The sequence below is a fragment of the Fictibacillus enclensis genome (genome assembly GCF_001457035.1).
Lineage (GTDB): Bacteria > Bacillota > Bacilli > Bacillales > Fictibacillaceae > Fictibacillus_C > Fictibacillus_C enclensis.
In genome coordinates this window covers 616,298-638,782 of sequence record NZ_KQ758617.1, presented here as the reverse complement: position 1 = coordinate 638,782, position 22,485 = coordinate 616,298, and the positions used below count along the sequence as shown (strand labels likewise).

The 22,485-nt window shown below is 45.4% G+C and carries 24 protein-coding genes and 1 pseudogene; 9 read left to right on the top strand and 16 right to left on the bottom strand.

The genetic code is table 11. The features are described from left to right. Positions 1-2 precede the first annotated feature (2 nt). The 4 genes from AS030_RS03385 to AS030_RS03370 all read right to left on the bottom strand — a co-directional run bounded on the left by AS030_RS03385 (position 3) and on the right by AS030_RS03370 (position 5,361). Positions 3-1,187 (bottom strand): amidohydrolase, encoded by a 1,185-nt coding sequence (locus AS030_RS03385; RefSeq protein WP_061968399.1) that lies wholly within the window; start codon positions 1,185-1,187, stop codon positions 3-5. Positions 1,188-1,214: 27 nt separating this feature from the next. After that, a complete protein-coding gene (locus tag AS030_RS03380; RefSeq protein WP_061968396.1) occupies positions 1,215-2,519 on the bottom strand; it encodes a Zn-dependent hydrolase in 1,305 nt (434 codons plus the stop codon). Between the two features lie 108 nt (positions 2,520-2,627). Beyond that, a complete protein-coding gene (locus AS030_RS03375; protein ID WP_061968394.1) occupies positions 2,628-4,385 on the bottom strand; it encodes a helix-turn-helix domain-containing protein in 1,758 nt (585 codons plus the stop codon). A gap of 73 nt (positions 4,386-4,458) precedes the next feature. After that, the gene (locus tag AS030_RS03370; RefSeq protein ID WP_061971493.1) at positions 4,459-5,361 is read right to left on the bottom strand and encodes a DMT family transporter; all 903 of its coding nucleotides are present in this window, start codon (positions 5,359-5,361) and stop codon (positions 4,459-4,461) included. A 192-nt stretch (positions 5,362-5,553) separates the two neighbouring features. Here AS030_RS03370 and AS030_RS03365 point away from each other — a divergent pair, with 192 nt between their 5' ends. Together AS030_RS03365 and AS030_RS03360 are read left to right on the top strand one after the other, a co-directional pair. After that, the gene (locus tag AS030_RS03365) at positions 5,554-6,030 is read left to right on the top strand and encodes an Lrp/AsnC family transcriptional regulator (RefSeq protein WP_061968392.1); all 477 of its coding nucleotides are present in this window, start codon (positions 5,554-5,556) and stop codon (positions 6,028-6,030) included. Positions 6,031-6,107: 77 nt separating this feature from the next. Then, the gene (locus AS030_RS03360) at positions 6,108-7,340 is read left to right on the top strand and encodes an MFS transporter (protein WP_061968389.1); all 1,233 of its coding nucleotides are present in this window, start codon (positions 6,108-6,110) and stop codon (positions 7,338-7,340) included. Positions 7,341-7,394: 54 nt separating this feature from the next. Here AS030_RS03360 and AS030_RS03355 read toward each other — a convergent pair whose 3' ends face one another. From AS030_RS03355 to AS030_RS03340, 4 genes are all read right to left on the bottom strand, one after another. Further along, positions 7,395-7,754 (bottom strand): SET domain-containing protein, encoded by a 360-nt coding sequence (locus AS030_RS03355; protein WP_061968386.1) that lies wholly within the window; start codon positions 7,752-7,754, stop codon positions 7,395-7,397. A 103-nt stretch (positions 7,755-7,857) separates the two neighbouring features. Further along, positions 7,858-8,655 (bottom strand): polysaccharide deacetylase family protein, encoded by a 798-nt coding sequence (locus AS030_RS03350; protein ID WP_061968385.1) that lies wholly within the window; start codon positions 8,653-8,655, stop codon positions 7,858-7,860. A 142-nt stretch (positions 8,656-8,797) separates the two neighbouring features. Continuing rightward, entirely contained in the window at positions 8,798-9,319 is a 522-nt protein-coding gene (locus tag AS030_RS03345; protein WP_061968382.1) for a competence protein ComK, read from the bottom strand. Positions 9,320-9,517: 198 nt separating this feature from the next. Beyond that, positions 9,518-9,727: a hypothetical protein gene (locus AS030_RS03340; protein WP_061968380.1), complete on the bottom strand. Its 210-nt coding sequence runs from the start codon at positions 9,725-9,727 to the stop codon at positions 9,518-9,520. 318 nt (positions 9,728-10,045) lie between these two features. Between AS030_RS03340 and AS030_RS03335 the strand changes: the two genes are divergently transcribed. The 4 genes from AS030_RS03335 to AS030_RS03325 all read left to right on the top strand — a co-directional run bounded on the left by AS030_RS03335 (position 10,046) and on the right by AS030_RS03325 (position 11,816). Then, positions 10,046-10,948, top strand: a complete 903-nt coding sequence (locus AS030_RS03335) for a diacylglycerol/lipid kinase family protein (RefSeq protein WP_061968377.1) — start codon at positions 10,046-10,048, stop codon at positions 10,946-10,948. A 46-nt stretch (positions 10,949-10,994) separates the two neighbouring features. Next, the gene (locus tag AS030_RS03330; protein WP_061968374.1) at positions 10,995-11,195 is read left to right on the top strand and encodes a hypothetical protein; all 201 of its coding nucleotides are present in this window, start codon (positions 10,995-10,997) and stop codon (positions 11,193-11,195) included. Next, the gene (locus AS030_RS22850) at positions 11,196-11,468 is read left to right on the top strand and encodes an OsmC family protein (protein ID WP_082635686.1); all 273 of its coding nucleotides are present in this window, start codon (positions 11,196-11,198) and stop codon (positions 11,466-11,468) included. It abuts the gene before it with no gap. Between the two features lie 75 nt (positions 11,469-11,543). Continuing rightward, positions 11,544-11,816 carry a DUF2188 domain-containing protein gene (locus AS030_RS03325; protein ID WP_061968372.1) on the top strand — a complete coding sequence of 91 codons (273 nt, stop codon included), beginning with the start codon at positions 11,544-11,546 and terminating at the stop codon, positions 11,814-11,816. 46 nt (positions 11,817-11,862) lie between these two features. On the opposite strand, the gene AS030_RS03320 is transcribed toward AS030_RS03325, so the two are convergent. Together AS030_RS03320 and AS030_RS03315 are read right to left on the bottom strand one after the other, a co-directional pair. Next, positions 11,863-12,618: a gamma-glutamyl-gamma-aminobutyrate hydrolase family protein gene (locus AS030_RS03320; protein ID WP_074440448.1), complete on the bottom strand. Its 756-nt coding sequence runs from the start codon at positions 12,616-12,618 to the stop codon at positions 11,863-11,865. 109 nt (positions 12,619-12,727) lie between these two features. Further along, positions 12,728-13,486 (bottom strand): TrmB family transcriptional regulator, encoded by a 759-nt coding sequence (locus tag AS030_RS03315; RefSeq protein WP_061968370.1) that lies wholly within the window; start codon positions 13,484-13,486, stop codon positions 12,728-12,730. A 141-nt stretch (positions 13,487-13,627) separates the two neighbouring features. On the opposite strand from AS030_RS03315, the pseudogene AS030_RS03310 reads away from it, so the two are divergent. Both AS030_RS03310 and AS030_RS03305 read left to right on the top strand, forming a co-directional pair. Further along, a pseudogene (locus AS030_RS03310) lies at positions 13,628-14,800 on the top strand (MFS transporter). A gap of 101 nt (positions 14,801-14,901) precedes the next feature. After that, a complete protein-coding gene (locus AS030_RS03305) occupies positions 14,902-15,465 on the top strand; it encodes a hypothetical protein (protein WP_061968368.1) in 564 nt (187 codons plus the stop codon). A 106-nt stretch (positions 15,466-15,571) separates the two neighbouring features. On the opposite strand, the gene AS030_RS03300 is transcribed toward AS030_RS03305, so the two are convergent. The 4 genes from AS030_RS03300 to AS030_RS03285 all read right to left on the bottom strand — a co-directional run bounded on the left by AS030_RS03300 (position 15,572) and on the right by AS030_RS03285 (position 19,040). Next, positions 15,572-16,804 carry an alkaline phosphatase gene (locus AS030_RS03300; RefSeq protein ID WP_061971491.1) on the bottom strand — a complete coding sequence of 411 codons (1,233 nt, stop codon included), beginning with the start codon at positions 16,802-16,804 and terminating at the stop codon, positions 15,572-15,574. 139 nt (positions 16,805-16,943) lie between these two features. Further along, positions 16,944-17,504 carry an isochorismatase family protein gene (locus AS030_RS03295; RefSeq protein WP_061968365.1) on the bottom strand — a complete coding sequence of 187 codons (561 nt, stop codon included), beginning with the start codon at positions 17,502-17,504 and terminating at the stop codon, positions 16,944-16,946. Between the two features lie 23 nt (positions 17,505-17,527). After that, positions 17,528-18,376: a 1,4-dihydroxy-6-naphtoate synthase gene (locus tag AS030_RS03290; protein ID WP_061971489.1), complete on the bottom strand. Its 849-nt coding sequence runs from the start codon at positions 18,374-18,376 to the stop codon at positions 17,528-17,530. Positions 18,377-18,386: 10 nt separating this feature from the next. Further along, entirely contained in the window at positions 18,387-19,040 is a 654-nt protein-coding gene (locus AS030_RS03285) for a futalosine hydrolase (RefSeq protein WP_061968363.1), read from the bottom strand. A 293-nt stretch (positions 19,041-19,333) separates the two neighbouring features. Here AS030_RS03285 and AS030_RS03280 point away from each other — a divergent pair, with 293 nt between their 5' ends. After that, entirely contained in the window at positions 19,334-20,200 is an 867-nt protein-coding gene (locus AS030_RS03280) for an MBL fold metallo-hydrolase (RefSeq protein WP_061968361.1), read from the top strand. Between the two features lie 21 nt (positions 20,201-20,221). Here the strand turns inward: AS030_RS03280 and AS030_RS03275 are convergent, their stop codons facing one another. Together AS030_RS03275 and AS030_RS03270 are read right to left on the bottom strand one after the other, a co-directional pair. Continuing rightward, on the bottom strand, positions 20,222-21,436 hold the full coding sequence (locus AS030_RS03275) for an MFS transporter (RefSeq protein WP_061968358.1): 1,215 nt from the start codon (positions 21,434-21,436) through the stop codon (positions 20,222-20,224). Then, complete coding sequence (locus tag AS030_RS03270; protein ID WP_061968356.1) at positions 21,433-22,476, bottom strand: ArsR family transcriptional regulator; 1,044 nt, start codon at positions 22,474-22,476, stop codon at positions 21,433-21,435. Before AS030_RS03270 ends, AS030_RS03275 begins: the two co-directional genes overlap by 4 nt. Positions 22,477-22,485 lie beyond the last annotated feature (9 nt).

Sequence of the window (22,485 nt, the reverse complement as noted above, 5' to 3'; positions counted from 1 at the left end):
TCTTATGAATTCAGCAGCTTAACTGCTGCGTGGGCAAAGATCCGCACCCCTTTTTCCAGTGCATCTTCGTCAATGGAAAATTTCGCATGATGATGAGGATATACCGCTTCTTTTTCCTCATTGCCTGCTCCGATATAAATAAAAGCGCCTGCTGCTTTTTGTTGAAACGCAGAGAAATCCTCTCCGCCCATATTCGGCTTCATACGGTCAACGGCTTCCTCTCCATAAAGCTCTTTTACCGTTTCTTCCATAACAGCTGTCACTTGTTGATCGTTGATGACAGGACGATATCCAAACTCATAACCAAACTCGTATCCTGCTCCGTGAGCTTCTGTTATGCCTTTGATCACCCGTTCCATGGTAGCTGGCACGGATTCCCGAAGTGAGGCATCAAAGCTTCGGACCGTTCCCATGATATCAACGCTGCCCGGGATCACGTTATGGGTTGTACCTCCGATAAATTTTGTGACAGAAAGCACGAGCTGATCAAGCGGATCCGTATTTCTTGAAACAATGTGCTGGAGGTTCGTCACGACTTGAGAAGCAACCGCAATGCTGTCCACGGTCTGATGAGGCAGCGCAGCGTGGCCACCTTTTCCTTTAACCGTAATCGTGAAGGTATCCGGGGCAGCCATCATCGCTCCGTACACAATTCCGATTTTGCCGATTTCCAGCGGTGCCCAAAGATGCGCTCCAATCACGGTATCAACACCATCCATCACTCCCGCTGCTACCATTTCCTCTGCCCCTCCAGGGAATAATTCTTCCCCATGCTGAAAGAGAAAGCGAATCTCTCCTTGAATCTCATTTTTTAATTGAGAAAATACAGAGGCTGCTCCAAGCAGCATGGCTGTGTGTCCATCGTGTCCGCAGGCATGCATCACTCCCGGATTAACGGAAGAAAACTCGGATTCTACTTCTTCGTGAATAGGAAGGGCGTCCATGTCCGCCCGTATGGCCAGCACTTTTCCTGGCCTCGAACCGATAATTCTGCCAACCACGCTCGTTTTTGTCGGACGCGACAGTTCAATAGTGCCAAATGACTTCAGTACATCGTACACAAAATTCGAGGTATTCACTTCTTCAAACGAAAGCTCGGGATGCTCGTGCAAGTGCCTTCTCCAATTCACTACGCTTTCTCTTACTTCATCCACCAAAAGATCCATTGATTTTGTCTGTACTTCCATGCTGATCACTCCACTTTTCTTGATTTTCTATCTGGATACTAACGATTCAATTGCCTTTTTTAATACATGTACCGCTTGTACACAATCATCCAGTGTGGTCCACTCATCCGGATGGTGACTGATGCCTCCTTGGCTTCTGACAAACAGCATGGCCGCAGGAACATACCTTGCGAGTACCATGGTGTCATGTGCCGCTCCACTGGGGAGAAGCACTGGCGTCAGCTTCATCTCTTCCACAGCCCGCAGGAGCAAATGCTGCATCTCCATTTGAATAGGGACCGGAGCCACATCAAGCGTTTCATTGTATTCAACCGCAATGCCATGCAATTGTGCTGCCTCATGTGCCTTTTGAATAATCCTTTCACTTAAAGTCGCTACCGACTCTTCACTGATATCCCGCATATCGACATATACGTCTGCCTGGCCCGGAATCACATTAATGCCGTTCGGGAAAACTTCCACTTTCCCCGCTGTTGCCACCGCTGTAGGACTTACCTCTTTCGGGATGCCTGAAAGCTCATACACAAACCAACTGGAAGCGACAAGCGCATCCTTTCTGTCGTACATGGGTGTGTTGCCTGCATGGTCTGCCGACCCCTTAAACGAAAACTTGATCCACTTTGGACCAGCGATGCCTGTTACCACACCGACTGGAACATCTTTATTCTCCAGGACCTTTCCTTGCTCAATATGTACCTCTATGAAAGCAGCGATCTCTGTAATATCTCTTTTTGCATCTAAAAAACGGTTGGCCGCCAGTCCGTATTCCCTGACCACCTGTTCAAACGGCTTTCCTTCTCCGTCTCTCAACTTGAGCTGCTGTTCCATTTCCAGCTCACCCGTAAAGGCTTGGCTGCCTGTCAGGCCACCGTTGAACCTTGCTCCCTCTTCATCCGAAAAGATGATCATTTCATAGGTTCGATGCGGCTGGTACCCGCTTTCTTTCCAGGCCTCTGCTACCTCCAAGGCACAAAGGACGCCCAACGGCCCGTCAAAATGTCCGCCGTTTGGAACACTGTCCAGATGGGAACCAGACAGCACCACTGGCTCATTTGGATGGATGCCGGCAAAAACGGCAATGATGTTTCCTGCCTCGTCCTCTCTGACCACCAGGCCAGCTTCCTGCATCCAGCTTTTTACGAGCTCCTTCGCCTGTCGTTCTTCTGTTGAAAACCCAATTCTGCAGGATCCGCCGTCCGCGGTGACTCCGATTTCTGATAACAGAGAGAGACGGCTTGCCATCCTTTCCCCTGAAACCCCGGAATGATCCAGCTCATCCGAATAGTTTTGCAACAGTCGTTCTTTGAGTTTATCTTTTTGTAATACAGCCATATGAAAACTCCTTCGATTTGTTATTAGAAAGTATAGAATAGTCAGTCAATTATTAATATATAGAAAAAGGACAAAAAGGATTGTCCCTTTTTGTCCAATGTTGACAATTTATGAAGAAGCCAAGTACTCTCTCATATAAATGGCCATCTGCAGTTCAAAGATCCGTTTGCCCTCCATGCTGTCTTTTCCCAACAGTTCCCTGATATTCTGCAGCCTGTATTTGATCGTATTCAGATGAACATACGAAGCTTTCGCGGTTGACGTCATATTCTGATTGCATTCAATATACGTTTTTAAGGTTTTGAACAGCTCGGAGTCATGTTTTTCATCATAAGACAGGAGCGGCCCAATAATATCGGTGACGAATTCCTGCAATTCATCTCTTTCGTGTTTTAAAAAAAGACGGTAGATTCCTAGATCTTTATAGGAAAAAATGATTTCGTCATTATTCGTTGAGCGGATGTACTGGGCACAACGCTTGGCATCGCGGTGAGAGCTTTGAATTTCCGAGATCTGCCCGAAGACCCTTCCAAGCCCCACATGAAAAACAAACGTCATAAGCCCCTGAATTTTTTCGTTAAAGTTCTTGAAAAATCGTATAAACTCCTCCAGAATTTGACCTTCATTTCTTGAGTCATTGATGATAACGAGCAAGTCATACTCCATGTTTCGGTCCAATATCAAAACTTTATCGTGTAAATTTTTGACTTCCCGGTATAGCAGCCGATTGAACACCTGCCTTTTCCGGTTAAGTTCATGGAAAGGCAGAAAATCATTGGAAATCAGCAGATTAATGCACAAAAACCGGCTTTTTTCCGAAATGCCCACAAGACTTCGCTGGGGGAGAGAAAACATATCTATTCTTTGATCGAACAGCTGTTCAAGAAGATACCCTTCATAGTTATAGAGATCGGTTCTTATGCGCTCCTGCCCCATCATCTCACGGGCAAATAAACTGCAGCCCAAATCAATCGCAAGCTGATCAAGTGTGTCCAGATCTATGGCAAATACAACGAGAATTCCGATGGTGATGGTATCCGTTTGTATAGGAAACATATAAAAAGCAGTCCCGTCTGCTTCATACCGGGTGGAGATCCCGTTAAGATTATACATAACATCTTTTAGCTCTTCTCCGAGATGGACTCTGAGTTCATTGCCGCTGTTTTCTGCTTCATCTGAAGAACTTGCCGCGATCTCAAGGTGCTCATTATACACACAGGTTTCTTTTTGGACGAGCCGCGAAAGAGTCGTGTTGATTCCATTCATCCCTGTATGGGACAGGGAGGCTGCAGCCATTTCCGAGTGAATGCGTTCTGATCGCTCCTGATGAGCAAACAGACTGGCATTTTCAATCGCGATGGTCGCCTGCGCCGCGAAGGTTTCCAAAAGCAGAAGATCACGTGAATTGAAATAAACCTCTTCAGAAAAACTGTCGATGGTCAGCACACCAATACAGCCTTCCTTGGACAAAAGCGGTGCACAAATAGTGCTCACCGGATATTGATGGGCACCGACCGCTTTATTGAACAGATTCTGATTCTCGCTTTGGATATTCTCCATCGCCCGCGTTGTATCCCTCATATGCCGGAAGATTTGCCCCTTTTTTGTACTAAAGGTTTTACCCGTCATCCCTTCATGCACATGGAGCGCTATTTTTTGCAGGTACTCCAGGTCAAAGCCGATCCCGCTTTTTACGACAAGCTTATTCCTGTTTTCATCATAAATGAACAGAATGCCGGAATTCGCTCCTTCAATCACCCGTACGACTTCCCGCATGAGTTGATGCAGCACCTTGTCCAGATCCAGCGTGGACGTCAGGACACGGGCCGCATTGATTAAACTCATTAATTGTTTTTCCGATTCCAAAAGCGGGCACCTCCTTCACTCAATAAATAGCTTGTCACTATTATAGGCAAACTCGGCCGCTTACGGAACCTTCTTATGCCAAAGACTCTTGTTGCTTTATTTCTTCTATAGAAACGTTCTTAACTAATGAAAAGAGAAGACAGCCCCCGATAACCAGCAAGCTGCCGGCTCCCTGTATCCATGTCAGTTGCTCACCTAGCAGGAAATACGCAAGTACAGACGTAAAAACAGGATTGAAATTCAAAAAGATTCCCGATGCACCAGCCCCGAGCTTTTGCACTCCAATATTCCAAAAAAGCATGCATAAAACCGTTGAGACCACACCTGTATAAAGCAGAGATACGGTAAAGGAAGCATTCCATTCTGTTACCGTAAAGTCCCCCGCATTAAACGGGAGTAAAATGATCAGGCCGAACACACCGGAATACAGCGTACAGATCAGAGGAGAAGCTTTCATCGTAGCCCACTTGCTGAATATCGAATAGATTCCCCAGATACATACGGCTCCCACCATCCATAGATCACCTCTGTTAAATGTCAGGGATAGAAGAGAATGAATCTCTCCTTTCGTCAAAACGAGAAGAACACCTAGAAGTGATAGAAGCATGGCCAGAAACTGCAGCTTATTCAATCGTTCTTTTAAGAACACAGAAGAAAATACGGCAATGGAAATCGCATTTAACGTAGAGATTAACCCTGCATTGGTAGCCGTTGTTTCATGAAGTGCCACAAACTGAAACACATTAAAAAGAACAACGCCCGTCATGCCCATCAAGAAAATAGGAATGATCGCTGCTTTTGGAGGCAGCAGTCTCTTTTCTTTCCGCCATACAATCGGAAAAAGACATACGATCGCAATCATCCACCGTAAACTGGTCAATGTCATCGGCGAAGCATGACCGATCAGCGATTTACTGATTACAAAGTTGCCACCCCAGAACAAACTTGTTAACAGAAGTAGCCATACATAGATCATTGACACAATGAAACACTCCCTGCAAATCATTTATTTAAAATGTTAACACGAAATAACAATTTGGATAATAATATTTTTAGTAATATGGTATAATTAAAATAAAGTTCATAATTATATCTAAATTTTTAAATTATATTAATCCCAAATGCCGAGCTTACCTATTTCTGCTAAATAAAATTAGGAAGTGAAAAAATGGATGAAATCAGAGCGTTGGACAGCGTGGACCTGCAGATTTTAAATATCCTGCAAACAGTGGACGGGATCAGTAATGCCGAGCTTGCAAAGCGGATTAATTTATCCCCTCCGGCTGTCCATATGAGGATTAAACGGCTGACCCAGGAAGGCTATATTGAACGCCAAGTCGCTATTCTCAATCAGGAGAAACTCGGGTTCGACTTGCTCTGCTTTATTTTTATCAGCACCAACCTTCATCAAACCGACAAGCTAGAGGTGCTGGAAGCGGCCTTGCATGACATGCCGGAAGTGCTGGAATGCTATTGCCTGACAGGAGAATATGATTACCTTTTAAAAGTTGCCAATAAAGGGCGCAAGGATTTGGAAAGCTTTATAAAAAAATTAAACAAGCTTGGCATTTCTCGAATCCAGACCAGCCTGGCTTTAAAAGAAATCAAGCATTCCACCACGCTTCCTCTTGGAAAAAAAGAGTAAGACTTTCGCAGGTTATTTCATAAACTTTAATGCTATAATAGCTAAATGTTAGTTAAGAGCGAAAGAAGTGGATGTTAGTGGAACGTTGGAAAAGAAATATGTGGGTGTTATGGATCGGTGTATTTTTCACCTCGGCCAGTTATTCAATGGTCATTCCGTTTTTGCCTCTCTTTCTTCTGGAGATCGGTGTGCGTGAAAATATCGAAATCTGGTCAGGAGTGTTGTTCAGTGCCGCTTTTTTAGCCGGCGCCATCTCTTCCCCTTATTGGGGTTTGCTTGCGGATCGGTATGGCCGAAAGCCAATGATCATCCGCGCAGGAATTGCACTTTTTGTGATTTATACGCTTACCGCCTTTGTTACCAATGCCTATGAGCTTCTGGCCCTAAGAATTATGCAGGGGCTGTTGACCGGATTTATACCTGGTTCCATCGCATTGATCGGAACCAATACCCCCAAAAAACATGTTGGCTACGCTCTGGCAATGATTTCTACGGCAACGGCTTCGGGCGGGATTGTTGGCCCGTTGCTTGGTGGGGGTATTTCAGCGCTCGTCGGAAACCGGTGGTCCTTTGCGAGCGGTGGTTTCATGGTGCTCATTTCTACCCTGCTCGTCATCTTCTTAGTGACTGAAGACAACTTTACTCCCAATAAGGTGAAAGGATCGGTCACGAAGGATATTAAAACCGCAGCTTCTAATCGCCCGTTTATGATCGTATTGCTGCTTACGATGGTCACCGTATGTTCTCTTATGACCATAGAGCCTGTCCTTCCGCTGTATATAAAAAAACTGGGAAGCGCTGAGCATAATGTCTCCTTTTTGGCGGGGGTTATCTTTTCGTTGCCCGGGATTGCCAGTGTCTTGTTCGGAGCCTTTTGGGGCAAGCTTGGAGACAGAATCGGATTTCGCACCGTATTGATCATCGGGCTGTTTGGCGGAGGGATTGGTACTCTCGCTCAGCTGCTGTTTCACGACATCTGGGGATTTTCCATCATCCGCTTTGTCTACGGCATTTTCTTCTGTGCGGTATTCCCCGCCATTAATGGCCTTGTCGTAAAAGTAACACCTGATGATTTCAGAGGAAGAGCCTTCGGATTGAACCAGACGGCCAACCAAATCGGAGGAATGATTGGTCCAATGCTCGGCGGATTCATCGGAGGCATTTTTACCGTTCACAGCGTTTTCCTTGTGACCGGAGTATTTCTCTTGATCGCAATGGCTGTGGCATGGCGGTCGGATTGGCAAAATTCGAACCATCAAAAGCAACAGCACTCAAGCAGTCCCACTTTTTCGCAAAGCCACACGAAATAGAAACAAGAAACAGCCCCTTGATCGTTTGATTAAGGGGCTTTCGTCTGGAGAAATTTATTTCGGTTCAAACCATAACTTCTGTTTGTCTGTTGGATCGCCATTGTAGTTGACGAGGATTTCCTCTCCGGCTGCAATGTCTTTATAGGCATAAAACCGAATAACCAAGTCCTTCTTTTTTAATTTATACCTGGCATTTGGTTCGTACGAATGGTTAAACAAGGATCCATATCCCAAAGCGATTGCGTATCCGTCATCCCAATTAAATACGTAGTCTGCCAATACCGTTTTCAGCATATATTTGCATTCTTCTTTCGGACTCGCTATGACGGGAGCTTCATGAATCAGCTCTCCTTTTTTTATATCGCGGGTTGCAAATATACCTCTGCCAAACTGTGAACGCCCTACTTTAATCATTAGTTCACAACCCTTCTCTTTTCCCGTGATACCCTATACTATTCCTTAAGCAAAGGTCAGGTACGGAAATATAAGAAAACGGGCCCTCAATTAAGAAAGCCCATCAGGAAGGTGCATCAAATAGTTTAAAGGGTGCCAATTGCGCGGGAAAAAGCGGGGTGAACTTCGGATCATTTTGCAATAATTCGGATACCGTTACGCATTTAAAACCCCGTTTCTGCAGTTCGGGCAATACAATCTTCAATGCTTCGATCGTTTGCCTGCGGTTCCCTCCGGAGTCATGCAGCAAAATGATATCCCCGTTTTTCACATTGGACAGGATATGGCGGGAAATGTAGCCCGCTCCCGGATTTCGCCAGTCTTTTGGATCCTGATGCCAGGACCACAATATGATTTTGTATCCTTTTTTATTTGAGTACTTGATGATTTGTTTATTCAGGTTTCCACCTGGAGGACGAAACAGCTTCACTTCGTTTTTCTGTACTTTTTCAATCAGCTTTTCGGTTTTTGTTACTTCTTTTGCAAACAGCCGTTTGGAAGCATAGGAAAAATTATGGGGATGTGTGTACGTATGATCCCCCAGCTCATGGCCTTCTCTTATTTCGCGTTTCACGATTTCCGGATTCCGTTTGATGTGCTTGCCAACAACGAAAAAGGTTGCTTTTGCATGATATTTTTTTAGAACATCCAGAATCGCCGGTGTATACAGAGGGTTTGGTCCATCATCAAACGTTATGGCCACTTCCTTTTGTGGAGAGGGGACATCCCAGATTACCAGCCCCTTTTTTTCATAATATTTTCGTTCAATTTTGTAAGCCTGTGCTGGATCCGGAAGCTGAATCATAAGAATGCTTGCCGAAACAACCAGCATGAACAGGCAGTTTAGTGTCCGTTTTTTCATCGCCGCTTCCTCCATCCTGCTCGCTATTAGTATGAAGCCAAAGCAGCAATATCATTCTGGTGAAAACACTCAACCAACTGAAAGAAAAATACTAAATAAACCCTGGTTGCATCTCAGCTCCCAGGGCATTACGGTTATATGTTTATGGCAAAATAAAACTGCGGGAATAGGGTGTTTTTTTCTCTTTGATCCGCAATTCCAATACAAAACGATAATGTGTGGCACGATGAATTTTTGTTTCAAGGGCGCTTTTCCCCTGGTTGACTGAAATGAAGGTGTCATTCGAAAAAATGATGTCTGAGGTGTCTGGCGAGGTGGGTTTGACCTGTTTTACATGAGCCTGGGCAATCCATATGCATGATTCATTATCTGGTGATTCCAGAGGTATGAAGAAAATGCCCAGATGCTCACTGATCACAATCGGTGCCCGTTTCCGGTAACCCATAATGGCAGTAGCCCCATCCTTTCTGCCCCGGTAGCTTGAACCATAATAACGGCAATTATACTGTATGACACCTTTAGGTTTTTCACTTGTTACCAGTGTTTGATGTTTTTCAAGAACCTTCGTAAGTAATTCTCCATACTCTTGATAAATAGGAAGCAATGCCATGGTGTCTCCATGGATTTCGTACTGATTCCCCTGATTTTCTGCCTTTTTGTCCATAAACCCGTTCCCCTCTCACATTTGGAAGTAATCCAGCCCCCATTGGTTACTCCTCTTGAATCCAGGTTAAGACAATCGCATCCCTCCTTCTCTGCGGATATGTTCATCCACTTTCTTTAGTATAACAAAAATTCGGAATACTTCTACATTATTTTACAAATTTCTGTGACAAAAGACGTGTTTCTATAGTCCTTCTTTTTATTTTTGCTGAAGTGTATCTGCCTTTTTGATCTGCTCCCATTGAGTCCGGGCATCTTCTTTTAACTTTTTGTTGGTGGTTGTATTCAGATCCTGTACCATCGCCCGTACAAGGCGCTTCCCCTTAAAATCCATGAATTGGATGATAACATCATTGGTCATTGCCATGCGTTCTTTATACATGAAAAAATACCTTAATTCCTCTTCCATTTGGCTTCCCTCCATCAAAACAAACGTATGTTCCTATTTTATGTTGGCCGGATGAAGATTACAATATAAAATCATTCATTATGAAATGGTAATGAATGGCAGGATTAAGAACGCCATTGTATATTTTGCATCCGCTTTTTTTGCTGCAGTTTACCATAATCGTGAAATGGCTGGTAAATGTTAGATTATAGCGAGTATTTCCCTATTTAAGGCGGGTAACCAGTTGACCCCCGCGACTATTTTAGCCAAACGGTTAGAAACCGTCCTAAAACGGGTATTTTTCAGAAGACGGATCACTAAAAGGGGGTATTAAATCCATTGAAAAAAGCCATGATCATCGTAAATCCTTCTTCAGGAAAAGAACAAGCCATGGAGCTCCTTCCAGAAGCTGAAAGGGTTCTTCAGACGTTTCATGATGAAGTTCTGGTCTGTGAAACTAAAAAGGAAGGCGACGCTGCTGCATTCGCCAAGAATGCCTGTGAGCAACATTATGATACTGTACTATCAATGGGCGGAGATGGAACGGTAAATGAAGCGGTAAATGGCCTGGCCGAGCAGGAACATCGGCCACATTTTGGCATCATTCCCCTTGGAACGGTCAATGACTTTGCGAGAGCTCTTCAAATTCCGCTTGATTCCGAGGAGGCCATAAGAATTCTTCCTTATGAAAAATTCAGAAAAGCCGACATCGGCAAAATTAACCATCAATACTTTATGAATGTCCTCGCTGTGGGAGCGATTGCTGAAGCCTCGTATAATGTGAGCACTGACCAAAAAACAAAACTTGGTCCGCTTGCTTATTTTGTGGAAGGCATGAAAGCACTGGCGAATAAAACGCCGTTTTCATTAAAGATTTCCCACGACGAGGGAACTTGGGAAGGAAATGCCTACCTTTTGGTCGCCGCGATGACCAACTCTGTCGGTGGCTTTGAAAAGCTTGCTCCCCAGGCTGAGGTGGATGATGGCAGACTTCACGTATATATCATAAAAAATATTTCACTACCCGGTACCCTGAAGCTTTTTCCAAAATTATTCAAAGGGGAACTGCAAGAGCATTCCGATGTGACATACATACAGTCTTCATCCCTTGATGTATCCTCTTCCGAAACGATGGCTGTCAATATTGACGGAGATGAAGGAGAGCCCTTGCCTTTTACCGCCTCTGTCCTCTCCCGCCACATTTCTGTTTTTGTTCCGCCCAACGAAGAGGAAAAGGTTTGAAACACGAACCGCACGGATATTAAGGAAGATAAGGAGGCGGTAAATAATGAGTGATCCTATTGCGTTAACCAGCATTACCATCTTTCAGGATGACACAAAAAACAAGGTCCGCAGAGCGTATATCGGAGAATTTCCTGATCCTGTTTTTTATGGCGTACATGGCGGAGTTAAACAATTTTACGGTGTGGATCCTGAGGTGGAATACCCGTCCACCCTCGACCATATTGTTGCCGCTGCCGGTGGCTGACTGACCGGTACATTAGCAGGCGCGCTGGATGCGCGTCACATACCAGCATCTCCTGACACATTATCCGCTAACGTCCAAGGCATGATTGAGGCGCCGGAGGGTGTTTTGAAAATCACAAGAATTTCATGCCACTTTAACCTGAAAGTTCCCCAGGGCAAAAAAGAAGCAGCGATTCGGGCTCTCTCCGTTTTTGAACGGAACTGCCCCGTGGCCCAAACCCTTAAGGGAGCTGTAGCCATTGAAAACACCTGGGACGTTGAAGAACTAAGTTAAACAACCTGTGTTTAAATCTAAAAATGCGGGTAGAGTATAGTACATTGATTAATTCATCTAACGGGAGGGTTTATCATGGCACAAAATAACAATCGATTAGGAAATGAAGAGCGCGACCAATATTTCGAGGACCGCGCAGGCACAGATAAAGCCCACTTCCATGTGGTTCCTCATGAACAAGAAGGCTGGGCTGTAAAGAAAGAAGGAGAAGACGAGCCAGCACACACAACCGGCTCCAAATCCGAAGCGGTAAAAGAAGCCAACCGCATGGCGGAAGAAGCCGGCACCATGGCCATCATCCATAACGAACATGGACGAATTGAAGAACAGCATAACTATGAAAATTAGAAAAAAGCGGTGGATTTTCAGTAATCCACCGCTTTTTTGATGATTTCTATGAAGAGGATACGGTTTCTTTCTTCCCTGCACGTTCCTCTGCCGCTTTAACAAAATAGGTAAACAATCGGTGCATTTCTTCGCTCACCTCGGTCATATCCTCGGGATGCCACTGAACAGCAAGGATCCAATTTTTATTAAAGTCTTCACTTTCAATCGCTTCAATGATACCATCCGGTGCCTTGGCGGTAACTTTCATGCCAGGTGCCACTTCTTGGACAGCTCCATGATGAAAGCTGTTGACCGAAGTTTCGTTGCTTCCGATAATTTCAGCCAGCAATGAGCCTTCCTCGATCGAGATGGAGTGGGTCGCAGCGTCCCTTGCACCATCCTGATAATGTTTAATGACCTTTTCCATTTCGTCATACACGTCCTGGTACAGAGTACCGCCAAGTGCACCATTAAGCACCTGGATTCCCCGGCAAATGGCGAAAATCGGAATCTTCTGCTCCTTGGCAAACTCAATGAGATCCATTTCTGTCTTGTCTCTTTCCGGAATGACCTTGCCGAGATTTGGATGAGGTTCGGCACCGATTTGCTGGGGATCCATATCCTCGCCACCGCTGAGCAGAATACCATCGCACAGCGCTGCCCATTCCCTGGCTATCTCTTTATCTGCCATTGGCAAGATAACAGGCACTCCGCCGGCATTCATTACTGATGTCGTATAACTGTAATGAAGATAGGCCGTTTCAAGACCCCCAATATCCTTCGTGGAACAGGTGATACCAATCACCGGTCGTTTATTTTCCATTCTAGCAACTCCCGTTCTGTATTTGTCATACAGAACTTTACCCTAAATCTCTGCTTTGTGAACACGTAAATTTTATCCATTTAAAAACCCGCTTTCATAGGGGTTTTCCTTAATACCTCAAATTCAAGAGCACATCCCGTACAGCTTTATCTTCCATCACCATATCTTTATATTTTCTCGTAATTTCTGTTAAAGCCACATCATGGTAGAAGAACTCAGTAAAAAACTTTACAAGCGGCTTGGATCGCGTGCGAATCGCCTGCCAAACGGTATCTTCGATGCCCGCAAAGAGCATTTCCTGCTGATCAATAATAAGGATTCGGCTTCGTTCAAGCGTTCCATGCTGGGTATCAGGTAATAATGTGGAAACGTCGGGAATCACTGTGGAAAGCTCGCCGATTACGTGGATTTTGACATCGATACCATCGTTATATTTTTTCTCCAGCAGCGGTAAATGGGAACTCAGGTCATCGGACCAGCCGGAAAGAATAACAGACTGTTCAGCGCCATCCAGCATGCCTTTCATCAACGACTGAATCGATTGATTATCCTTCAACGTCCAGACCCTGTCGTCTGTTATGGTTTGTTTGCTTTTGGCCTCTCTCAGCTGCTGCACATTCGTCTCAAAATCTGCTTTAAGTTTTTCAATGGCAGACTCAACCGGCAATGCTGAATAGAGGCGTTTTTTTTCAACAGTTGACTCCAAAATCATTCCCTTTTCGGCCAGACGGTGAAGCACCTCATACACCTTCGCGCGGGGAACACCAGAACCCTTGACAACACCCGTGGCATCAAGGGGTTGGTCAGAGGTGACCAGCGATTGATACACCTGGCTTTCATATTGCGTAAATCCAAATTGCTGCAGCATTTTTCTAACTCCTTGCCTCAATTTCGTAAGCTAATCATACCATAGTGCCTTCCATTTTCTACACATCAGCATTTTTGTCTTGTTTTTCTCATAAATAATGTTACTATTACAGTGGTAACTTTTTAATAAAGGATGAGTACTTTGAATAAACGTGTTTACTTATTGACCATTGTTTCCTTTGTTGTAGGGATGGTCGAACTGATCATAGGTGGAATTTTAGACTTGGTCGCAAAGGATTTACAGGTCAGTATCGGGAAAGCAGGCTTTCTGATTACGGTCTTTTCTCTTGTGTTTGCAGTCGCTTCACCTGTGTTGTTGATGATGACGTCAAAGATTGAGCGGAAGAAACTGACGCTGATCTCTCTCCTGATCTTTTTTATCGGAAATGCCATTGTGGTCTTCAGCCCGTCCTACAGTATGTTGTTGATCGCTCGTATTGTTTCGGCAGCAAGCGGATCGCTGCTGGTCGTTTTATGTATTACCATCGCTTCATCGATTGTCTCTGAACAATATCGTGCCAGAGCTATCGGTGTGGTATTCATGGGAATCAGCGCTTCCCTTGTGCTCGGTGTTCCGATCGGACTAATGCTTGGGAACGCCTTTGGATGGAGAGCTCCCTTCGTTCTGATTACAGGATTAACGCTCCTTTCCATGGCAGGTGTTTATTTTTTTATGGATACCATGTTTTCAAAGCCAGCTGTTTCCCTTATGAAACAGCTCAGAACGCTAAAAAACCGCCGGCTGCTGTTCGCCCAATTAACTTCATTTCTCTTTTTGGCCGGACATTTGACGCTGTATGGATATTTAACGCCGTTTTTAAAAACAGCTCTGGGTCTGAACGGAAACTAGGTGAGCATTGTTTATCTCATTTTCGGCTGTGCCGCAGTAGCCGGAGGAGGTGTTGGGGGAACACTGGCTGACCGGATCGGAACACGGAAGTCCATCATTGGTTTTATTGTTATTTTTGGCCTCACCATGTTCGTCATCCCTTATACGACGTTTTCACTGCCCCTCTTTTTAAGCGTTATGGTGCTCTGGAGCATGCTGAGCTGGGCGATCACTCCCGCCATGCAAAGTTATCTTATTGAATCCTCGACGCCAGAAACATCGGATATCCAGCAAAGCCTGAACAACACCGCCCTGCACTTTGGAATTGCATTTGGTTCTGCCATTGGCGGCTTTGTCATCGAACAGTCTTCTGTTGAATCCAATGCGACCGTCGGCGGTTGTTTCATTATTATTGCCCTCGCTGCCGCTCTTATTTCCATGGCGGAACGAAAAAGGCGTTTATCCCCAATTAAACATCATATGTAAGGTGAAAGACACTTCGTTAATCGAGGTGTCTTTTTTAGGTATTCTCCCGAAGATTACGACTATATTGGTATAGTGACAAATAAAAGTATTGGGAGGATGCTTTGGATTTATTTAATAAACCATCTGTTCCTTTACAGAAAAAAGCAGCTGACATCCGAACGTTGTTTCCTGCCACCTCCTGGATTGTTTTTGTATCCCTGGTTTCTGCCATTACTGCCCTCCTGCAAACGGCAGGAGGAGCCATTCCTGTCGCAGGAATGTTCATCAGCCCTCTTTCCACGCTGCCTATCATTGTAATGACGTTAATATCTCGCTTATACGGGCTCTATACTTACACATTAACTATTATTCTTCTCGTATTCATTCAGCCTGCAGAAATATTAATATTCACGTTTACTACTGGTTTGCTGGGCATTGGCCTGGGCTTGGGGTTTAATAAACTGAAACGGCGCTTTTTCATTGCCCTCTCAGGCTGTATCTTTCTTTTTTCAGGCATGTGTACAATGCTTTACGGATTTTCATTTCCTCTATTCGGCGCTGACTTTCCTTATCCTAAAGACAGTATTCTATTACCTGGCCTCTGTTTGTTTTCTTTGGCTTATAGCTTTGCATGGACTGAGTTCACTTTGCTTATTTTGAAAAAACGATGGAACATTATACTTTAAAAAATTTGCAAATCACTACCCGATGTTTAGGGGTGTTCGGGGCCATGCAGGTCACATATCAAAAAGGAGTTCCGAAAACGGAACTCCTTTTTACTAATCTTTTTACTTATTTCATTGCCTTTTTAATCACTTTGAAAATGTTCGTATTTTCATAAGTTCCTGCCAGCTGATCAGCTCCAGGTCCCATCGCGGTTAAAGGAACACTGACCCCGCCATGGCCTGAAGTCGTCCAATCCAATGTAAACTGATCGTTGGAATGAGCGACTGTAAATGGTCCATCTTCTTTGGAAATGCCATCTCCGCTCTCGTCACTGCCGTTAACTTCCTCGATGGACAATCCGCCACACTCATGATCCGCCACTACGAGTACAAGGGTATCCGGATGTTTTTGCGCAAACTTTTTAGCCGCCTCAACCGATTTATCCAGTTGCTGTCCGGCTTTAATCATCAGCTTGCCGTTATTTTCATGAGACATTTCATCGGTGCCTTCTTCTTCAACCATCAGGAAAAACCCGCGTTTGTTTTGAGATAGCGTATCAATCGCTTTTTTTGTCATATCTGGGAGTGATACTACAGGATTGTAAAGGTCTCCTTCACCCTCCGGACGTTGTTCAAACATTTCTTCGTTGGCAAAGAGACCAAGAATTTTGTCATTCTTTGTTTTCATTAGTCCGTCTTTATCTGTTACATATTTATATCCCATATGCTTTGCTTCGGCCACCAGGTTCCCTTGTGTTCCTTTGCTCTGCTCTTTAACATCCTTGGCAGGGTTATCCTGGAACTTTCCTGGGTTGCCTGCAGGATACCAAAAGTCTTCTCCGCCACCGAGCAGGACATCCACTCTGCTGTTTTCAAGGTATTGTTTGGCGATATCACTTTGTTTGGAACGATCCTCCACATGAGCACCAAAAGCAGCTGGTGTAGCATCCGTAATTTGGCTGGTGGTCACAAGCCCTGTTGATTTCCCTGCTTTATCCGCCATCTCAAGCACCGTTTTAACCGGTTTCTTATCAGGATTAACCCCTATTGCTCCATTATAAGTTTTTACACCGGAAGCCATTGCGGTAGCTGCAGCGGCTGAATCGGTTACCACTGAAGTCGAACTCGTATGTACATTACCAACGTAAGGCATCTTGTTCATACTGAGGTCGCCGGTCAATCCCTTTGTTGCCAATCGGATCGCTTCCCGATGAGAAGCTCCCATTCCATCTCCTACAAAAACAATGACATTTTTCGCCTTTTTTGGATTGGTATAATGGTTGCTGCTTTTTGCATCAGCTATCTGATTAAAACCAATGGACCCAATAAGTGCTAAAGATAAAGTGACGCCAGCGAGCATTTTCTTGTTTTTCAATTGGTACACTCCCTCATTCGATTGATATCTACTAGATTAGACAATCAATGTAAAGGTAGTATGAATGTAAAATGACCGTTTTGTAAATATTACCATACACTTTGTTAATTATATAGATTATTTATTAACGGACGTCTGAAAGAAATTGTTCGAGCGTACGGACCTTCCCGATTCTTGGAAAGATAAAGGAACATGAGGCGTCATGTGCTTCCTGGCTGAATGTAGTCATGGCATCCGTGACAAAAATCTGGTTATAGCCCAATTGGAAGGCTTCCCTTGCCGTGCTCTCTACGCCGATATTCGTGGCAATACCGCATAATACAATCGTCTCAATGCCCCTGCGGCGCAACTGAAGATCAAGATCAGTGCCAAAGAAAGCACCCCACTGCCGTTTAGTAACTGTGTAGTCTTCCGGCTGAACACCAAGTTCAGGAACAAATTCCGCCCAATCTGCTGTCCGTTCACCAGAAGGAGCAGGGGCATCGGTTACAGGCTGCAACGCGTCTTTTCCATCATGAAATGCCACATTGACAAAAGAAATGAATCCGTCATTCTCACGGAACAATTTCACGAGTGGAATCGTTTTTTCAACAACCTCTTTTCCCCCGGGCATCTGCACAATGCCTTTCTGCAGATCAATAATCACCAATGCTGTTTTATTAAAATCAAGTTGTAATGCACTCATCCCATTTCCTCCTTAATGGCTTCTTATTTTACGGATGCATGAAGAAGACTTGCATAATCCCGATCCGGTACCAGCCCTTCCTTTGCCGCACGGGTCAGAAGTGAAACAACCGCTTCGTACCCCGCTTGTCCAAGATCAGCCGTAAATTCATTTACATACAAGTTGATGTGCTGCTGAGCAACATCATGGGAAAGTTCACTTGCATGCTGCATCACGTACCCTCTTGATGACTCCGGGAATTCCCATGCATAGGCAACAGATGAACGAATCCAGCTTGTAATGGATTCAATGTCCATGGATTTCTTGGCGATAATGGCTCCAAGCGGAATCGGCAATCCGGTGTCTTCTTCCCACCAGTTCCCCATATCTGCCAGCAGGTTAAGTCCGTAATTCTGATACGTAAATCGTGCTTCATGGATAACAAGGCCCGCATCGATTTCTCCCGCCTTTACCGCCGGCATGATTTGATCGAACGGCATAATCACGATCTGACCAATTCCGCCAGGTACATTTTGAGCCGCCCATAAACGGAACAGCAAATAGGCAGTTGACCGTTCACTCGGAACAGCTACCTTTTTTCCCGTCAGCATTTCCGGGCTTACCTGTCCCTCTTCCTTTACGAGAACAAGAGGCCCACAGCCGCGTCCCAGCGCTCCGCCACATGGAATCAAATCGTAATGATCCAGTACCCATGGCAGGGCAGCATAAGAGATTTTTAAGATTTCCGGGCCCTCATGGCGAGCGGCCAATCCATTCGTGATGTCAATATCCGCATAGGTAACATCAAACTCGGGAGCTCCCGGCACCAATCCATGCACCAGGGCATGAAAGACAAACGTATCATTTGGACACGGTGAAAAAGCAATATTCATTTTACTCAATTTAAAGTACCTCCATCATAACTTTACTTGCTGACGTTAATGCCTCGAGGGCTTCTTTCAGTTTCCATGCTCCGCGATCACGGGGACCCACAGCATTGGATATCGCCCGGATTTCCAGTACAGGCAAATTGTATTCTCTGGCAGCAAATGCAACACCATAGCCTTCCATTGCTTCAGCAGCAGCATGGGGTTCAAGCTCCGCCAGCCGGTCAGCCGTATCTTGCGTGCCGGTTACCGTAGAAATCGTGAGAATTGGAGCAGTATGTACGGGCAAATCCGCATCTGCCATGGCAGAAGACAATGCGAGCACCAGGCTGCTCTCGGCGGGAATCCGTGTGGATGAGCCGAATCCCAGTTCATCTAAACTAAGAAATCCTTCAGGGGATTCGGCACCTAAGTCGGCACAGACAATTTCCTCGGCAATGACAAGGGAACCCACCTCCGCACGATCTGGAAATCCGCCCGCAATACCCGCATTGATCACCAGATCATATGTGTTGGCGTGCAATGCCTTCATGGTATTAATGGCTGCTGCGACCGGACCGACTCCGGCTAAGACCACATCGACCCTGTTGTCCTGACACCCTCGCTCTACGGCTTCTTTTTCCTGTTGTACAGAAGTCATCACAAGAATACGGCCATTTAATTTATTCATGTATTCGCCTCCTGTCTTTAAATGCTTTTCCCGTTGGCTGTTAAGGTAATCTATGTTGTTCTTGCAGAGGAGTCTCGCACCTTTCACTCCAATCAACTTGTCAAAAAAGATTTTAATACAAAAAGATCTCCACAACTACAAGCTTCCAGGAAAAAGTCCTCGTTTAAAAGGTAGCACTTAATCGTGTTTTCTTTCCACTTTGATGCTTTTTTGGACCTTATCCATCTGCATAAATTATACCGTTTGGAAGACGCTAATGTCGTATAGAAAATGATGGATTCGGAGGTATTGTCATGGATCATGTGGAAGGAAGCGCTTCTACCAACAAATACATACCTGTAAGCTCGGTCACGTCCGGGGAAGGAAAAGAAGTGGCACCAGGCCTTTACTGCTACACCAATCAAATCGTAAATTTGTGTTTTGTTGAAGATCAGAAAAGTAAAAACAGCTGGGTGCTGGTGGATGCCGGCATGCCGGATAGCACAGAAAAGATCATCGCAGAAGCGGAAGAGCGTTTTGGAAAAGAGACCGTGCCAAAGGCGATCATCCTCACACACGCCCACTTCGACCATATTGGTGGAATTATCGGTTTGTTGAACCGATGGGACGTCCCAGTTTATGCACATTCGCTGGAACTTCCGTACGTGACTGGCAAAAAAGATTATCCCAAACCCGATCCGTCAGTAGAAGGCGGGATGGTAGCAAGAATGTCTTTTTTATTTCCCAATGAAGCGATCAACCTGGATAAACAGGTGCATCCCCTGCCTGAAGACGGCTCAGTTCCCGAACTTCCGGAATGGCGCTGGGTGCACACGCCCGGTCACACGGAGGGCCATATCTCTCTTTTCCGTGAAGCTGACCAGGCATTGATTGCGGGAGATGCTTTTATTACCGTCAAGCAGGAAGATCTGTACAGTGTAATCACCCAGCATCTCGAAATCAGCGGGCCACCGCGTTACTTTACTCCCGACTGGATGGAAGCCTGGAAGTCGGTAAAAAAACTGCACTCTCTGAATCCCCATACCGCCGTAACGGGACATGGCCGGCCGGTCTCCCGGGAATGGCTTGACGAAAACCTTACGAAATTGGCCCGGGAGTTTGACCGGATTGCGATCCCAGACTATGGAAAATATGTGCAAGGCAACCAACTCGAGCAATAGAGAGTAAAAACAGGCTGTTTTTCAGCCTGTTTTTCTTTTTGCCACCTCTTGTTCTGCTCTTATTGATGTAAAAAGAAAATAGAGGCCCGGAATGAAAATAACAGTTCCTGCTACTGCAAAACTCTGGCGTGTGGTAAGGTGCAAATATCCGGTGGACGCAAATAATATCCCAAGAGGCATTGCTGCACGCATCATCAGCAAGCGTACGGCACTCAGCTGGGCAAGTCGGTCACGCTTTGCTTCCTGCTGGAACAGAGCTGAACTTTGGGCATTAAAGAGAGGAAAAACCAAACCGCCGAAAAGTTCGCATCCCCAGGCAAGCCATACTTGATCCACTGGAAACAGCAGTAAAAAAGAGAGTCCTCCTCCTGCCAACCCTGTATACATGATAACCGGATTCTTAGGAAGCCGGGACAGAAGAAGACTTCCAATCGCATAGCCAACGGGGAAAGCACCGGAAAATACGGCATACTCCCATCGTTCTCCTCCCATTTCTCCCCGAATAAAAGGAACGCTGAGCACAAGTGAGGCTCCCACCGCAAACTGCACACTGGATGACAGCAAGGTCAGCTTTAGCAATTGGGGCTGCCGGAAAAACGAATGGTAACCTGCCTTCATTTCAGACCACCAAAACTTCTTCGTCCAGATAGCTGCTTTTGTTATTGATTGTGATTGTATAGCACTCAAAGCAAAAAAGCTGAGGAAAAACAAAGCAGAAGAAAGAGCATAGAGCACGGGCAGCGGAAAGGCGAGCAATAACAATGAGACAGCTCCTGGCGCAAGAAAACTCATGATCCTCATGGTTCCATCAAGCAAACCGTTGGCTTCAGCGAGCTTCCTTTCTTCGCACAGCTCGGGCAAAATGGAAAAAGACAGACTGGCATACACTGGCTGCAGCAAACCTAGGCTGCATTGAAGGATCACCAGTCCGGCAATCATGCTGGTATGTGATTGAAAAAGCCAGCCAGCCAAGGGAAGCAGATAGCCTACCATCCGAACCAGCTGAATAATTTTCAATGCCTTCCCTTTATTGACCTGGTTCAAGTAAGGAGCACTGATCCCCTGCAGCACAAGAGAAGGAATAAAATACACGAGCCACAGTGCTCCCATCCATTCTTTTGACCCTGTTAATTCGAACAGCAGCAGGCCATTAATGATTCCACCTGCTGCCCCTCCAAATTCCGAAATCATCTCCCCTGTCCATAGCGCATAAAAGGAGCGGGAATACCTTCTCATCCCTTCAATCCCAAGTACTCATTCAGTTTACCGGAAAATCGTTGGATGGTATCTGTATTAGCCCGGTAAACCCCTTTTTCAACAGAAACAAACGCTGCCGACTTCAAGATGGAGAGCTGATGATGAAGCGTGGTTTTGGAAATCTGAAACTGACCGCTCAATTCCTGAAGAGATAACTGCCCTTTCACAAGGGTAAGCAATAGCTTTAAACGAAGCTCGTCCCCTAAAGCTTTGTGCCCCCTGATGAGGACCGAAGAAGGCTGGCCGGATTCGGTTAAATATTCTTCGTTCACCGGGTAGAATAAAAGCTTTGTATCCACTGTGCGAAGCGAAAGTACCCATGGGCGGTACGAGACATGAGGCACCAGCTTCACATGCCAGACGGATGGCTCGGGTAGATACTCAGCTCCTCCGGTGACCCGTTGAATTTCATCCACCGGTTGTTCCCGGTTCAATCTCTGGTTTTCTTTTTCCTCAAACCTAAGGGCCTGCATCCATTTTTCCCATACCGGGTGGGTGCGGATAAAATCATGCCACTCCTTCGTCACTGTCTTCATTAAGGAAAGGATATCTTCAATGGCCCACTCTCCCAGCAGCCTGACATAGCCCTCCAGGTAGTCGTGTCCTTTAAAAAATTCCGCATACCGGGTAAAGCATGCTTTATCCGTATAGTTGAGCACAGTGTCTTTCCGATCGCCCTCTGTTTTTTGATTATGATAAGGAAGCAGGACTTCATATAAAGTTTGGTGTGATTCCTGATCCAATGCATTCAAAAAATCCTGAATAGAAATGGCACTCCAATGATTTTGAAGCAGCAGCATGCCGTACCATAAATTCGTTTCGTGTATTTCTTTTAGTGCCAGAAGAAGCTCCGGACTCATGGTGTTCTTCCATGTTTTCCATTGTTCATCAAGTTCAAATGTATGTCTGAGTTGCGCGTATGTATAACCTGAGATGCCAAGAAGGACCTCCCAAACCTGTGACGATTCTACCGTTACATTCACGGTCTCTGCCGGCTGGGAAGCTAACAGATAGTTCATGTTCATCAC